General features: G+C 70.7%; 14 protein-coding genes. 8 read left to right on the forward strand and 6 right to left on the reverse strand.

What is annotated here, in order from left to right; all coding sequences use genetic code 11:
* The first annotated feature begins 137 nt into the window (after positions 1 to 137).
* The 3 genes from ABZT02_RS24880 to ABZT02_RS24890 all read left to right on the forward strand — a co-directional run bounded on the left by ABZT02_RS24880 (position 138) and on the right by ABZT02_RS24890 (position 1,649).
* Complete coding sequence (locus ABZT02_RS24880; RefSeq protein ID WP_355743267.1) at positions 138 to 779, forward strand: TetR/AcrR family transcriptional regulator; 642 nt, start codon at positions 138 to 140, stop codon at positions 777 to 779.
* A 193-nt stretch (positions 780 to 972) separates the two neighbouring features.
* On the forward strand, positions 973 to 1,200 hold the full coding sequence (locus ABZT02_RS24885) for a DUF3107 domain-containing protein (RefSeq protein WP_020119766.1): 228 nt from the start codon (positions 973 to 975) through the stop codon (positions 1,198 to 1,200).
* A gap of 182 nt (positions 1,201 to 1,382) precedes the next feature.
* The gene (locus tag ABZT02_RS24890) at positions 1,383 to 1,649 is read left to right on the forward strand and encodes a hypothetical protein (RefSeq protein ID WP_356021207.1); all 267 of its coding nucleotides are present in this window, start codon (positions 1,383 to 1,385) and stop codon (positions 1,647 to 1,649) included.
* A gap of 98 nt (positions 1,650 to 1,747) precedes the next feature.
* On the opposite strand, the gene ABZT02_RS24895 is transcribed toward ABZT02_RS24890, so the two are convergent.
* Positions 1,748 to 2,503 (reverse strand): ferritin-like fold-containing protein, encoded by a 756-nt coding sequence (locus tag ABZT02_RS24895; RefSeq protein WP_356020798.1) that lies wholly within the window; start codon positions 2,501 to 2,503, stop codon positions 1,748 to 1,750.
* Positions 2,504 to 3,005: 502 nt separating this feature from the next.
* On the opposite strand from ABZT02_RS24895, the gene ABZT02_RS24900 reads away from it, so the two are divergent.
* Both ABZT02_RS24900 and ABZT02_RS24905 read left to right on the forward strand, forming a co-directional pair.
* A complete protein-coding gene (locus ABZT02_RS24900; RefSeq protein WP_356020800.1) occupies positions 3,006 to 5,519 on the forward strand; it encodes a DEAD/DEAH box helicase in 2,514 nt (837 codons plus the stop codon).
* A 297-nt stretch (positions 5,520 to 5,816) separates the two neighbouring features.
* The gene (locus ABZT02_RS24905; RefSeq protein WP_356020802.1) at positions 5,817 to 6,686 is read left to right on the forward strand and encodes an alpha/beta hydrolase; all 870 of its coding nucleotides are present in this window, start codon (positions 5,817 to 5,819) and stop codon (positions 6,684 to 6,686) included.
* Between the two features lie 4 nt (positions 6,687 to 6,690).
* Here the strand turns inward: ABZT02_RS24905 and ABZT02_RS24910 are convergent, their stop codons facing one another.
* Positions 6,691 to 7,584, reverse strand: coding sequence for an NYN domain-containing protein (locus ABZT02_RS24910; protein WP_356020804.1), 894 nt, complete (start codon positions 7,582 to 7,584; stop codon positions 6,691 to 6,693).
* A gap of 194 nt (positions 7,585 to 7,778) precedes the next feature.
* Here ABZT02_RS24910 and ABZT02_RS24915 point away from each other — a divergent pair, with 194 nt between their 5' ends.
* Positions 7,779 to 7,931: a hypothetical protein gene (locus tag ABZT02_RS24915; RefSeq protein ID WP_356020807.1), complete on the forward strand. Its 153-nt coding sequence runs from the start codon at positions 7,779 to 7,781 to the stop codon at positions 7,929 to 7,931.
* 94 nt (positions 7,932 to 8,025) lie between these two features.
* On the opposite strand, the gene ABZT02_RS24920 is transcribed toward ABZT02_RS24915, so the two are convergent.
* The 3 genes from ABZT02_RS24920 to ABZT02_RS24930 form a co-directional block, all read right to left on the reverse strand.
* On the reverse strand, positions 8,026 to 8,631 hold the full coding sequence (locus ABZT02_RS24920; RefSeq protein ID WP_053851370.1) for a MarC family protein: 606 nt from the start codon (positions 8,629 to 8,631) through the stop codon (positions 8,026 to 8,028).
* Positions 8,632 to 8,721: 90 nt separating this feature from the next.
* Complete coding sequence (locus tag ABZT02_RS24925; RefSeq protein WP_356020810.1) at positions 8,722 to 9,579, reverse strand: PHP domain-containing protein; 858 nt, start codon at positions 9,577 to 9,579, stop codon at positions 8,722 to 8,724.
* Between the two features lie 102 nt (positions 9,580 to 9,681).
* Positions 9,682 to 10,323, reverse strand: coding sequence for a DUF6758 family protein (locus tag ABZT02_RS24930; RefSeq protein ID WP_356020812.1), 642 nt, complete (start codon positions 10,321 to 10,323; stop codon positions 9,682 to 9,684).
* A 173-nt stretch (positions 10,324 to 10,496) separates the two neighbouring features.
* Here ABZT02_RS24930 and ABZT02_RS24935 point away from each other — a divergent pair, with 173 nt between their 5' ends.
* Positions 10,497 to 11,720, forward strand: a complete 1,224-nt coding sequence (locus tag ABZT02_RS24935; RefSeq protein WP_356020814.1) for an MFS transporter — start codon at positions 10,497 to 10,499, stop codon at positions 11,718 to 11,720.
* 41 nt (positions 11,721 to 11,761) lie between these two features.
* On the opposite strand, the gene ABZT02_RS24940 is transcribed toward ABZT02_RS24935, so the two are convergent.
* A complete protein-coding gene (locus ABZT02_RS24940; RefSeq protein ID WP_356020816.1) occupies positions 11,762 to 12,346 on the reverse strand; it encodes a suppressor of fused domain protein in 585 nt (194 codons plus the stop codon).
* Positions 12,347 to 12,838: 492 nt separating this feature from the next.
* Here ABZT02_RS24940 and ABZT02_RS24945 point away from each other — a divergent pair, with 492 nt between their 5' ends.
* Positions 12,839 to 13,957, forward strand: a complete 1,119-nt coding sequence (locus ABZT02_RS24945; RefSeq protein ID WP_356020818.1) for a magnesium and cobalt transport protein CorA — start codon at positions 12,839 to 12,841, stop codon at positions 13,955 to 13,957.

Raw genomic sequence — 13,957 nt, forward strand, 5'->3', positions numbered from 1 at the left:
CCCGTTTGAAACCTTTGTGCGGCTTTCGTCACCGTCCGGTCCGTGAAATTCTGCGTTCGTACCGCGCACAGCACGGTTACCGAAAAGTACGATGGCGGCGCGGCGCACACCGCATGTGGACGACATTGGGAGGCGGCGTGACAGCCATCGAGCAGACAGAGGCGGCACGCCCGCGGGGGACGCGCCTGCCGCGCCGTGCCCGACGGAACCAGCTGCTGGGCGCCGCGCAGGAAGTCTTCGTGGCACAGGGCTACCACGCGGCCGCGATGGACGACATCGCCGAGCGGGCCGGCGTCAGCAAGCCGGTGCTCTACCAGCACTTCCCGGGCAAGCTCGACCTCTATCTCGCGCTGCTGGACCAGCACTGCGAGTCCCTGATCCAGGCGGTGCGCGCCGCGCTCGCGTCGACGACCGACAACAAGCAGCGCGTACGGGCGACCATGGACGCCTATTTCGCGTACGTCGAGGACGACGGCGGCGCCTTCCGCCTGGTCTTCGAGTCGGACCTGACGAACGAGCCCGCGGTGCGCGAGCGCGTCGACAAGGTCACCGTGGAGTGCGCCGAGGCGATCTCCGAGGTCATCGCGGAGGACACCGGCCTCTCGCGCGCGGAGTCGATGCTGCTCGCGTCGGGCCTCGGCGGTCTCGCCCAGGTGGTGGCCCGGTCCTGGCTGCACAGCGACCGCAGCGTCCCCCGCGACCAGGCGGTCCAGCTGCTGACGTCGCTGGCGTGGCGGGGCATCGCCGGATTCCCGCTGCACGGCACCGAGCACCACTAGGGACGCGGAGCACCACCAGAGGTCCTCAAGGATCACAGACGACCCGCACGCACGCGTGCGGGTCGTCTGTTCCCGCCCGTTGTTCGCTGTTGGCGTTCTTGCGCGGAGCGTGGACGTCCCCTCACCGGGCTAATGTGTGCTGGGTACGGCGCGGAAGGTCGCGCACTTCACTGACCGTCGGAGGGACATAGCCGTGGAGGTCAAGATCGGCGTGCAGCACGCGCCCCGCGAGATCGTTCTGGAGAGCGGTCAGAGCGCCGAGGAGGTCGAGCGGGCTGTGGCCGAGGCGCTGGCCGGCAAGTCTCAGCTGCTGAGCCTGGTGGACGAGCACGGCCGCAAGGTCCTCGTCCCGGCCGACCGTCTCGCGTACGTCGAGCTCGGCGAGCCGGCTCCGCGCAAGGTGGGCTTCGGCGCGCTGTAGGCAGACAGACGAAGAGGGGCCCGGCGACCGGAAGTCGCCGGGCCCCTCTTCGTGCGGTGGGCAGGATTCCCTCCCCGTATGGAGCACGAACAGCCCCGGCAGGAGGATTGCATTCCGCAGGTCACGGGTATGACGGGCTACGACCGTAATGCGCAGTGTGGCCGTGTGGGAGGGACCCCATGATGTTGATCGAAACGCTCGGCTCCGCTCTGCTCGGTCTCGTACTGGCAGGGGTGGCGGCGCACCGCCTCGCCCATCGCCTGCCGACCCGTTCCCTGGTCCTCGCGACGGGCACCGCGGGAGCCCTCTTCGGCGCCTTCGTGACCCACACCGCGCTGGACCCCGGCAACATCCTGCTGATCCTCCTGGGCGCGGCGGTGGTATCGGTGGCGTCGCTGTCGCTGCTCCTGCGGCCGTCAGGCAGACTCCGCCGCTCAGCAACCGCCTAGGCGACCCCCGCCGGTGGCGCGGGGTTCGCCCGGCCGGCCGCGGACGACCCGCGGCCGCCCGGCATCCCGGGGCCTCCGGGAACCCCACCCCTGCGGCGCTACGCCGCCAGGCCCAGCGCGGCCATCCGCTTGGTGTGCGCCTCGGTGATCCGGGAGAACATCCGCCCCACCTCGGCGAGGTCGAACCCGTCCGCGACGCCCCCGACGAGCATGGTCGACAGCGCGTCCCGATCCGCGACGACCCGCTGCGACTGCGACAGCGCCTCGCCCATCAACCGCCGTGCCCACAGGGCGAGTCGCCCGCCCACCCGCGGCTCCGCGTCGATCGCCGCCCGCACCTTCTCGACGGCGAACCCGGCGTGCCCGGTGTCGTCGAGCACCGCCAGCACCAGCTCGCGCGAGTTCGTGTCGAGCCGCGCGGCGACCTCCCGGTAGAAGTCACTGGCGATCGAGTCGCCGACGTACGCCTTGACGAGCCCTTCCAGCCAGTCCGACGGCGCCGTCTGCCGGTGGAAGCCGTCGAGCGCCGCGACGAACGGCTCCATCGCGAGCGTCGGCTCCTCACCGATCTCCGTCAGCCGGTCGCGCAGCTTCTCGTAGTGGTGGAACTCCGCCGACGCCATCTTCGCCAGCTCCGCCTTGTCCGCCAGCGTGGGCGCCAGCTTCGCGTCCTCCGCGAGCCGCTCGAAGGCCGCCAGTTCGCCGTACGCGAGCGCGCCGAGCAGGTCGACGACCGCGGCTCGGTACTGCGGGTCGGCGGAGGCCTTCGTCCAGTCCTGGGCGGCGACTCCGGTGGGTTCGGCAGGGGTCTCGGAGGCGTGGTCGGGCTTGTCAGAGGTCGTCATGAAGCGCACAATAGCCCGCTCTCCGGACGCCGGAAGGTCCTGGTCAATCAGTGTGACGACGACTACGTGACCAAATCGGCCATCACATGTGCGCGATTCCGGGGTATGGTGGTAATGCGCCTGCTGGTACGACAGTCCTTCATGAGTGCGCCACTTCATGAGTGCGCCGTACCTCGACAGGCCGCACGTATGAGGATGCCCGGTCGGAGGCCCGATCGGCTCCGACCCGACAGCCCTCCTCGCCCGTACGGCACAGTGCGTACGGAGTTCGGAGGGGGACCCTCAGCGGTACGAGCGCTAGAGCGTCGGCAGTGATCCCGTGCCATTACGGCTTAGCCCGTAAGGCAGCCGACGTCCCCAGCACGGTAGACGACACCCCGCGCTCGCCTCGCACCGCGCACACAGAAGAGGCAGCACCCTGACTACGACTTTCCGCGATCTCGGAATTCTGACCGAGACGGCCGAGGCCCTCGAAGCCGTCGGCATCATCACCCCCTTCCCCATCCAGGAGATGACGCTCCCGGTCGCCCTCTCCGGCTCCGACGTCATCGGCCAGGCCAAGACCGGCACCGGCAAGACGCTGGGCTTCGGTCTCCCGCTCCTGGAGCGCGTCACCGTCCCCGCCGACGTCGAGGCCGGCCGCGCCAGGCCCGAGGACCTCACCGACGCCCCGCAGGCGCTCGTCGTCGTCCCCACGCGCGAGCTGTGCACGCAGGTCACCAACGACCTGCAGACCGCGGGCAAGGTACGCAACGTCCGCGTTCTCGCCATCTACGGCGGCCGCGCCTACGAGCCCCAGGTCGAGGCCCTCAAGAAGGGCGTCGACGTCGTCGTCGGCACCCCGGGCCGGCTCCTGGACCTCGCGGGCCAGAAGAAGCTCAACCTCGGTCACATCCGGGCCCTCGTCCTCGACGAGGCCGACGAGATGCTCGACCTGGGCTTCCTGCCCGACGTCGAGAAGATCATCAACATGCTGCCGGCCCGCCGCCAGACGATGCTGTTCTCGGCGACCATGCCGGGCGCCGTCATCGGTCTCGCGCGCCGCTACATGTCGCAGCCCACGCACATCAACGCCACCTCGCCCGACGACGCGGGCAGGACGGTCGCGAACACCAAGCAGCACGTGTACCGCGCGCACAACATGGACAAGCCCGAGATGGTCTCGCGCATCCTGCAGGCCGACGGCCGGGGACTGGTCATGGTCTTCTGCCGCACCAAGCGCACCGCGGCCGACCTGGCCGATCAGCTCCAGCAGCGCGGCTTCGCGGCCGGCGCGGTCCACGGCGACCTGGGCCAGGGCGCCCGTGAGCAGGCGCTGCGCGCCTTCCGCAACGGCAAGGTGGACGTCCTCGTCTGCACCGACGTCGCCGCCCGCGGCATCGACGTCGAGGGCGTCACGCACGTCATCAACTACCAGTGCCCGGAAGAGGAGAAGACGTACCTGCACCGCATCGGCCGTACCGGCCGCGCGGGTGCCAAGGGCATCGCGATCACCCTCGTCGACTGGGACGACATCCCCCGCTGGCAGCTGATCAACAAGGCGCTCGAGCTCAACCACAACGACCCGCCGGAGACGTACTCCACCTCCCCGCACTTCTACGAGGAGTTGGGCATCCCCGCGGGCACCAAGGGTGTCCTGCCGCGGGCCGACCGCACGCGCGCGGGGCTCGACGCGGAGCAGCTCGAGGACCTGGGCGAGCCGGGCGGACGCGGTGCACGCGGCCGAGGTGACCGTGACCGCGGTGACCGTGACCGGGGCCGCGGACGGGGTGGCCGGGACGAGTCCCGCTCCGCCGACCGCGAGCGTGCGGACCGTACGCCGCGCCGTCGCCGCCGTACCCGCAGCGGGACCCCGCTGGACGCGAACGCCCCCGCCGAGGCGGTCGCCCCGTCGGAGACCGCCGCGACCGAGGACGCCCCCGCGACCCGCACCCCTCGCCGTCGGCGCCGCACCCGCGGCGCGGCGTCCGACTCGGCGCCGGCCACGGTGACCACGGCGACGGCGACGGTCGAGCCGGCCGTGTCCGAGGCCGCGGAGTCCGCCGTCACGACGGCGGAGGGCCCGGCCCTCGACACCGCCGAGACCCCGGCCAAGCCGCGCCGCCGCCGGACCCGCAAGTCCGCGGAGACGCCGGCCGCGGTGGAGACGGTCGTCGAGGCCGCACCGGTCACGGAGACCGCACCTGTCACGGAGACCGCTCCGGTCGCCGAGACCGCTCCGGCGACGGAGGCCCCGGCCACGAAGCCGCGCCGTACGCGCAAGACGGCTGCCGCGGCCCCCGCCGAAGCCGCCGTCGACACGGCCGAGGCCACGGAGACCAAGCCGCGGCGGACGCGGAAGACCGCGGCCACGACCGCCGCCGAAGCCGCCGTGGACACCGCGGAGGGCACGGTCACCAAGCCGCGCCGCACCCGCAAGATCGCGGCCGCGACGACGGAGACCGCAGCCGACACCGCGGAAGCCGTCGAGGCCAAGCCCCGCCGCACGCGCAAGACCGCGACTGCCGCCACGACCACCGCCGAGACCGCGGTGGACACGGCCGAGGCCACCGAGGCCAAGCCGCGTCGCCGCACCCGCAAGGTCGCCGAGCCCGCCGTGACCGCCGAGATCCCGGTCCAGACGGTCCCGGAGACGGAGTCGGCCGAGGCGGCCAAGCCCCGGCGTACGCGGAAGACGGCGAGCACCGCGAAGGCGGCCGAGGCGGCAGTGGACACCGCGGAGGGCACGGTCACCAAGCCGCGCCGCACCCGCAAGGCCACGGCGGCCCCGGCGGAGACCGCAGCGGACACGGCGGAGACCGCGGAGGCCAAGCCGCGCCGCACCCGCAAGACCGCGGCCGCCACCGCCGAGGTCGCCTCGGACACGGCCGAGGCCGAGGCCAAGCCCCGTCGGCGTACCACCCGCAAGGCCGCCGAGCCCGTGGTGACCGCCGACATCCCGGCCCAGGCGGGCCAGGAGCCGAAGGCTGCCGCACCGCGCCGCCGGACCCGCAAGACGGCCGCCGCGGAGCCCGCGGACAGCTGATCCCACACCGAACGGCCCGGCCCCTCACCAGGGGCCGGGCCGTCGGCGTTCCCGGCAGCGGCCCGTGGCAGCCCCCACGGCGCCGGTTTTCGTCGACCGGGCCCACGCGCCGGGCGTCCGCGTCGTCGTGTACCTGTGCTGCGCGGTCGGGTGCGGTCCCCGCCGCGCCGTGTCCGGTCGAGCCGTACGCCACCATCGACCCGCCGCGGTGCACCGCGCTCTCCGCAACACCGGGCGCGGGCGGCCGGGTCCACACCGGCGACCTCGCCCCGCCACCCCGCCCGATACCCTCACCCCGTGAGCACCCGAGCCGTCTTCCCTCCGCCGCCCGGCGCCCGCGTCCACCCCCTGCGCACCGCTCGCGGTGAGTTCGCGGCGGTGGATTCTGCCGTGGTCCCCGGTGTCGCCCGGAAGGGCACCGCGCTGCTGCTGCCCGGGTTCACGGGGAGCAAGGAGGACTTCACGCTGCTTCACGAGCCGCTCACCGCGCGCGGGTACCGGGTCGTGGCCGTGGACGGGCGGGGGCAGTTCGAGTCGGACGGCCCGGAGACCGACGAATCCGCTTACGCACGCGGCGAGTTGGCGCGCGACGTGCTGGCCCAGGCCGCCGCCCTCGACACCCCCGTGCACCTGGTCGGACATTCGCTGGGCGGTCAGATCGGGCGCGCCGCCGTACTGCTCGACCACTCCCCCTTCCTCTCCTTCACCCTCGTCTCCTCGGGCCCCGCGCAGATCTCCGACTCCCAGCAGCAGCGCGTGAAGCTGCTGCGGGACGCGCTCGGGGTGATGACGATGGCCGAGGTGTGGGACGCGATCCTGGCCATGGGCCCGCCCGAGGAGGTCGGCGGTCCCGCCAAGGGCATCGGGGACGTCGCACAGCTCCGCCGCCGCTGGCTCGGCAACAAACCCGCCCAACTCCTCGCGACGGGGCGTCAGTTGTGCACGGAGCCGGATCTGGTCGGCGAACTCGCCGCCGTCCCGCTGCCGTTCCACGTCCTGTCCGGCTCGCAGGACGACACCTGGCCGGTTCATCTCCTCGACGACATGGCCGTACGACTGCGCGCCCGCCGCACGGTGATCCCGGGAGCCGACCACTCCCCCAACGCCGACGAGCCCCTCCCCACGGCCCACGCCCTGGCCGACTTCTGGGACGCCGTCGGCCACTGAGCGGTCAGTACTGCCCCTGCAGGTGCTCCCAGAACCCGTCCCGCAGCGCCCGCCGCAGATCCGCCTGCCCCCGCAGGGAGTACTGGAGACGTCCCTCCGCCTCCACCAGCAGGTCCTGGTCCACCGAGCCCGGCAGATAGGGGTGCCCGGGCAGGAGTTCCTGCAGCGCCGCCCGCCCCCGCTCCCCGAGCCACTTCGCGGCGATCTGCGCGCCCACGAACCGGACGTCGTCGCGGGTGGGACGGGTGGCCGTCGCCTCGTAGGGGACGGCGGCCCGCCGCGAGACGTACGGCTTGACGAAGTCGAGGTCGAGGGTGCGCTGGCTGTCGACCTCCCACAGCAGCGGTTCCGCCTGGTTGCGGCCCTCCGGGGCCTCGATGCCCCACAGGTGGACGCGGGCGCCGTAGCCCTGGGCCGCCTCGACCGCCGAGACCAGGTCCTCGTCGCCGCCCAGAAGTGCCGCGTCGCTGATCGCGCGGTGCCGGGCCAGGGACTCCAGGTCGGAGCGGATCAGCGAGTCGACGCCCTTCTGCTGGTTGTTGGCGTTGAGGTTGCCCAACCGGACCTTCACGTCCGGGAGTTCGGCGATGGTCTGCTGCTCCGCCGTGTGGATACGGCGTCTCGCGCCGTCGTACCAGTAGACCCTCAGCAGTCTGCTGTCCGCGAAGATGGTCCGCGCCCGGTCGATGAGGGCCTCGATCAGGCCCTCGGCGTCGAGGTCGAAGGCGCGACGGTCCTCCGTGCCGGCGACGAGTCGTCCCGCGGCCGCGTAGAGATATCCCGCGTCGACGAAGATCGCATGCGTCGAGGGTGTCTTCGCCACCTCGGCGAGCATGCGCGTGAGCAGCTCGTTGGTGCGGTCGATGCGGGCGCTCAGGGACGCCAGGTCGTCGTTCATCGCCCCCATTGTCCCGGCGGTCACGCTGCGAACACAACCGGTCCCAAGGAGTCTCCGAAGACTCACTTACCGGTCAGTAGTTAGCCGTTCGAAAAATTTCTTTAGCGTAGGGAATGTTTGTAACACGCACCCCGTTGACTACCTGTGTACGCAGTAATTCTCCGCAGGAGGATGACCAGACGAAGGGAGAAGCCATGCGCTTCGAAATCATGCGACTCGACGACGTCGACGGCACGCCCGTGGACAGTACTGTCGTGGACGCCGCCTCCGTCAACCGGATCGTTCAGCAGGCCGCGTCCGTAGGACAGCGGCTCTGGATCCGTCCGGCCGACACTTCGGCCTCATAACCCGAACACTACAGACGCGGATCACCGCTGAAGCTTCAGAGCCCCCGCCTGGCATCGACGCCGGGCGGGGGCTCTGCGCATGCGCACGGGCCGCTCAGCTCCCCTGGATCACCTGGGTGATCCCGTTGATGATCTGCTGCACTGCGATCGCGGAGAGCATCATGCCCGCGAGCCGGGTCACCAGCACGACCCCGCCGTCCTTGATGACCCGGATGATCAGCAGCGAGTACCGCATCACCAGCCACAGCACGACGTGGATGGCGAGGATCGCCGTCCACACCGAGACCTGCGTGGCGACGCTGTGGGCCTTCTGCACGGCCAGGATGACGGAGACGATCGCACCCGGACCGGCCAGCAACGGCATGCCCAGGGGTACGAGCGCCACGTTGACGTCCTTGGTCTGCTTCGGCTCGTCGGTCTTGCCGGTGAGCAGGTCGAGTGCGATCAGCAGGAGCAGCAGCCCGCCCGCGATCATCAGCGCGGGTACGGAGACGTGCAGGTAGTTCAGGATCTGGTGGCCCAGCAGCCCGAAGACGGCGATGACACCGCCCGCCACACAGACGGCCTGGAAGGCCATCCGCTTCTGCACCTTGCCGGGCCGGCCGGCGGTCAGCGCGAGGAAGATCGGGGTGATCCCGGGGGGATCCATGATGACGAACAGGGTGAGGAAGAGCGAGCCGAAGACGGCGACGTCGAACATGACGGAACTGGCCTTACCGAAAGGGAGGGAACACGGAGCCGGGCACGGGCACGGCCTGCGGCGCCGGGTGATGGGGAGCGGGGTCGGGCCTCAGATTCCGCCGGTGCCGGGGACGGGGAACGCCCCCGTCGCCCGTCGCGTGATCTCCCCGTAGACCTCGGGGTGCGTCGTGTACTCGCCGAGGGCGACCGTCTTGCGGCTGCCGTGGTAGTCGCTGGAGCCGGTGACGAGCAGTCCCAGGTCGGCGGCGAGTCCGCGCAGCCGTACGCGCGTGTCCTCGTCGTGGTCCATGTGGTCGACCTCGATGCCGTCGAGGCCGGCGGCGGCCATCTCGGCGATCGCGGACTCCGGGACGGTGCGGCCGCGCTTGCTGGCGCCCGGGTGGGCGAACACGGTGACCCCGCCGGCCCCCTTGACCAGCCGGATCGCCTCGAAGGGGTCGGTCTCGTGCTTCTTCACATGGGCCCGGCCGCCGTCGGCCAGCCAGTCGGTCGTGAAGGCCTCGTCCACACTCGGTACGACCCCGAGCTCGACGAGCGCGGTGGCGACATGCGGCCGCCCGACGGACCCGTCTCCGGCGATCCGCGCCACCTGCTCCCAGGTGACCGGCACGCCCAGCTCCTGAAGCCTGGCCACCATCGCGCGCGCCCGGGGCACCCGGTCGTCCCGCACCAGCTCCCGCTCTGCGAGCAGTTCCGGCTCCTCGGGATCGAAGAGGTAGGCCAGCATGTGCATCGAGACCCCGTCGATCCGGCAGGACAGCTCGGCCCCGGTGACGAGGGTGAGTCTCGCGGGCAGGGCGGCCATGGCCTCGCCGTACCCACGGGTCGTGTCGTGATCGGTGAGGGCGACGACGTCCAGCCCGGCAGCGGCGGCGTTGCGCACCAGCTCGGCGGGCGTGTCGGTCCCGTCGGACGCGGTGGAGTGGCAGTGCAGATCGATACGCACGACACGGACTCCAGACGCTGACAGGACAGAAGAGGACGCTCAAGGATAACCGGATTTTCGGGCTCCCCTGTCACACCCGCAGCAGGGGTACAACCCCTACAGTCAGGGCTTCAGCAGTCGGGGCGACAGTGCCCCACAGGGCACCAGTTCGACTTCCGCCCCGGCATCGCGCAGATCCGTCAGCACCAGCTCGTCGTACATCAGCAACCCGGACTGCTCGGGCCATACGACCGCCCACAACCACAGCCCCAGCGCCTCCCCCGCGAACACCGCCCGGTCCTCCGGCGCCCCGGAGACATGCCACAGCGGAGTCGGCCGGCCGGCGGCGAGCACCTTCGCCTGCGCCGGCTTGTCCACGCTCATGTACGGCCCCGGATCCGGTCCGTCGATGCCCGCGTAGCGCGCCCCGAGCCCGACGCCGAGCTCCTCGGCCACCAGAATCAGCTCGCCGACACCCCCGAGCGGCCCGGGTCCCGTGCACGCCACGGCCGTGGCACGACCGCCGCTGCGGTCGTCACCCGCGCAGGCCACGCCCGTGAACAGCCAGCCGACCGGCAGCGGCCACGGCATCCACACCGGCACCTGCGTGCGATGCACCACGACATCGAGGGCCTCGACGCTCGGCGGGATCACGGGCTGCAGCGGATGCACCGTCCCGTGCACATCGCACTGCCAGGAATCGGCGAAGAGTCCGGGAGCCCTGACCCGGCCACCACACTTCGGGCAACTGGGTTCGCCCCTCATAGGGCCCCACGGTCCTACCCTCGCTCCGCCACGTCAAGGACGATCACCCGTCCGGACGGAACGGGTTCACCCCGGCTTCACCAGGAAGAACTAGGTGTAGCTTGCATTATTTAGCAGACCTAACTTAGTATGTGCATATACCAACTATCTCCGTGTGGAGTGGAGGAACGACCATGGACCCCTTCGATGCGGGAGCCGGCGGCATCCTGCGCCAGCCGAAGGCCGTGTGGGCGACGGCGGGCGCATCCGTCGTCGCCTTCATGGGCATCGGACTCGTGGACCCGATCCTGCCGTCGATCGCCCAGGGCCTGGACGCCACGGCGAGCCAGGTCTCCCTCCTGTTCACCTCGTACTTCCTGATCACCGCGATCGCGATGCTGGTCACCGGATTCGTCTCCAGCCGCATCGGCGGCAAGAAGACCCTGCTGCTCGGCCTCGCCCTCGTCGTGGTCTTCGCCGGGCTCGCGGGCACCTCGGGCTCGGTCCAGGAACTGGTGGGCTTCCGGGCCGGCTGGGGCCTCGGCAACGCGCTGTTCGTCTCCACCGCCCTGGCCGTCATCGTCGGCGCGGCGGCCGGCGGCAGCGCGGCGGCGATCCTGCTGTACGAGTCCGCCCTCGGCCTCGGCATGGCGTGCGGCCCGCTGCTCGGCGCCCTGCTCGGTGACGCCAGCTGGCGCTACCCGTTCTTCGGTACGGCCTTCCTGATGGCCATCGGCTTCCTGTGCGTCACGGTGTTCCTGAAGGAGCAGCCGAAGCCGGCCCGCAAGACGTCCCTGCTCGACCCGATCAAGGCACTCGGTCACGGCGGGCTCGCCTCGGCCGCGGTGTCGTCCTTCTTCTACAACTACACGTTCTTCACCGTGCTGGCCTTCACGCCGTTCGTGCTGGACATGACCCCGTACAAGTCGGGTGCCGTGTTCTTCGCCTGGGGCGTACTGCTCGCCGTCTTCTCGGTGTTCGCCGCGCCGCGCCTCCAGGAGCGGTTCGGTTCGCTCAAGGTGCTCGGCGGTTCGCTCGTCCTGCTCGCGCTCGACGTGCTCGTCCTCGGCTACGGCAACCACACGGCGGCCATCGTCTGCACAATCCTGTCCGGCGCCTTCATCGGCGTGAACAACACGGTCTACACGGAGCTGGCGCTCGGCGTCTCGGACGCCCCGCGGCCCGTGGCGAGCGCGGGCTACAACTTCGTGCGCTGGTTCGCGGCGGCCGCGGCGCCCTACTTCGCGCCGAAGATCGAGGAGTGGACCGACATCCACGTCCCCTTCGTGGTGGCGGCGGTGACCGCGGTGCTGGGCGCGCTCGTGGTCGTCGTGCGGCGCAAGGCCCTCACCCACGAGGCGGAGGAGCTGGAGCCGAGGCACGCGACCGAGGACAGCGTCGCCGTCTTCGCCAACTGACGACTTCCGGCCACCACTTGGTGACCTTGCTCACGCGAAGGTCACTCCAGCGGGACGGACTTGCGGGACGGATCCCTCAGGTCCGTCCCGTTGGTCAGCCAGCGCTCCTGGAGGGCCTGGGCGCCGTGGACGCGCTTCCAGGCCGCCTCGTTCGGCGTCATGGGGAGCAACGGCAGGAAGTGGACCGGGTCGAGGGGCTCGTCGAGCTCCAGGTCCTCGACCAGGCCGCCCGGCTCGGCGACCAGGACCGAGGTGAACGGGGCGCCGGGCCACAGGGGTTCACCCACGTCGAGGGACGCACCCGGCGCCACGACCACGCCCTCGACCTGCGGGGACGCGGCGAGCACGGCGAGCGGACGGAGCACCTTGCCGGTGTCGGCGAGCCCTGCCCGTACGGAGAGGAGCAGCTCGGCGCGCGGGCCCTTGACGGGGTCGGCGAGCATCGCGGTGGGGTCGCCCATCGGCTGGGCCGACATGCCGAGAGTGGCGTAACGGACGATGTCCCCGTCGCTGAAGCGGAGCACCTCGATGCGGTCCGTGCCGAGGAAGGTGACCGCCGCGCGCGCGTCCGGCTCGCCCAGCGCGCTGCGCAACCGGGCCTCGACCAGAGGAAGAACATCTGCCATGCGGCGAGCATAGAACTCGTCAGCACCGGGCAAAGCAGCGCCTTGACACTTCGGCCTGCTGGTACTCTGGCCCGGTCGTCGGGGCAGCACGCAGAAGCGTTGCGCATCGAGTCCCGACGCCAGCGAGACTCCCTTGCGGGAATGGATCGTCCCTTACGAGGGACCGGCCGGAGGAGGTGGGGCTGTCATGGATCGAAGTCGACCTGGTAGTACCACTCGTTCTTCCGGCCGCTGATGCAGCTCTGTGACTTTCGGCAACCGCCGCCTTTCACGTTCGCGTCTTCGTGCGGAAGAGCACTTCGTTCGTTTTGCCTGATCTGTCTGATCTGTAGCAGTAGCTGAATCAGTACTTCAGCAACGAAGTCCGCCACCGCGATGATGCGGTGCTCCCCGCTTTGTGGACGTGCCAAACACCCACAGCAGGACGTCCTCATTCCGGGTAGTTCCACCCGTCGCCGGGGCCCTTTGTTGCCCGTCACGAAGGAGCCTGCCATGTCGATGATCCGTGACCTGCGCGCCGCCGTGCGCCCGTCGCGTCCCTCGCTGCGCAAGGACACCGGCGCGTACGACGCGACGCGCGACCCCTCGACGCCCTCCGCCGTCGTCGACTGCGCCGTCTACCGCGACGGCCGGCGCGTGCAGAGCGACCAGCAGCTGAGCCCGCACGAGGCGATGCGCCAGGTGCGCCGCGACGGCGGGTTCGTGTGGATCGGTCTGCACGAGCCGAGCGAGGCCGAATTCTCGGGTATCGCTGGGGAGTTCGGGCTCCACCCGCTCGCCGTCGAGGACGCCGTCCAGGCCCACCAGCGGCCCAAGCTGGAGCGCTACGACGACTCCCTGTTCACCGTCTTCAAGACCATCCACTACGTCGAGCACGACGAACTCACCGCCAACAGCGAGATCGTCGAGACCGGCGAGGTCATGTGCTTCACCGGCCGGGACTTCTTCATCACCGTCCGGCACGGCGGCCAGGGCTCGCTCAGGGCGCTGCGCCACCGTCTCCAGGACGACCCCGAACTGCTCGCCAAGGGCCCCTCGGCGGTGCTGCACTCGATCGCCGACCATGTCGTCGACGGCTATGTCGCGGTCGCCGACGCGGTGCAGGACGACATCGACGAGGTGGAGACCGAGGTGTTCACCCCGGGGCGCGGCGGCAAGGTCTCGCGCGGTGTCGACTCGGCCCGGATCTACCAGCTCAAGCGCGAGGTGCTGGAGTTCAAGCGTGCCGTCGCCCCGCTGCTGCGGCCCATGCAGCTGCTCAGCGAGCGGCCGATGCGGCTGGTGGACCCCGACATCCAGAAGTACTTCCGGGACGTCGCCGACCACCTGGCCCGGGTCCAGGAGCAGGTCCTCGGCTTCGACGAGCTTCTCAACTCCATCCTCCAGGCCAACCTCGCGCAGGCGTCCGTCGCACAGAACGAGGACATGCGGAAGATCACGTCCTGGGCCGCGATCATCGCCGTACCGACGATGGTGTGCGGGGTCTACGGCATGAACTTCGACTACATGCCGGAGACGCACTGGAAGCTCGGCTACCCCGTGATCATGGCGATCACCGGAGTCATCTGCCTGGGCATCCACCGCACCCTCAAGCGCAACGGCTGGCTCTAG

The organism is Streptomyces sp. NPDC005402 (assembly GCF_040606575.1).
GTDB lineage: Bacteria > Actinomycetota > Actinomycetes > Streptomycetales > Streptomycetaceae > Streptomyces.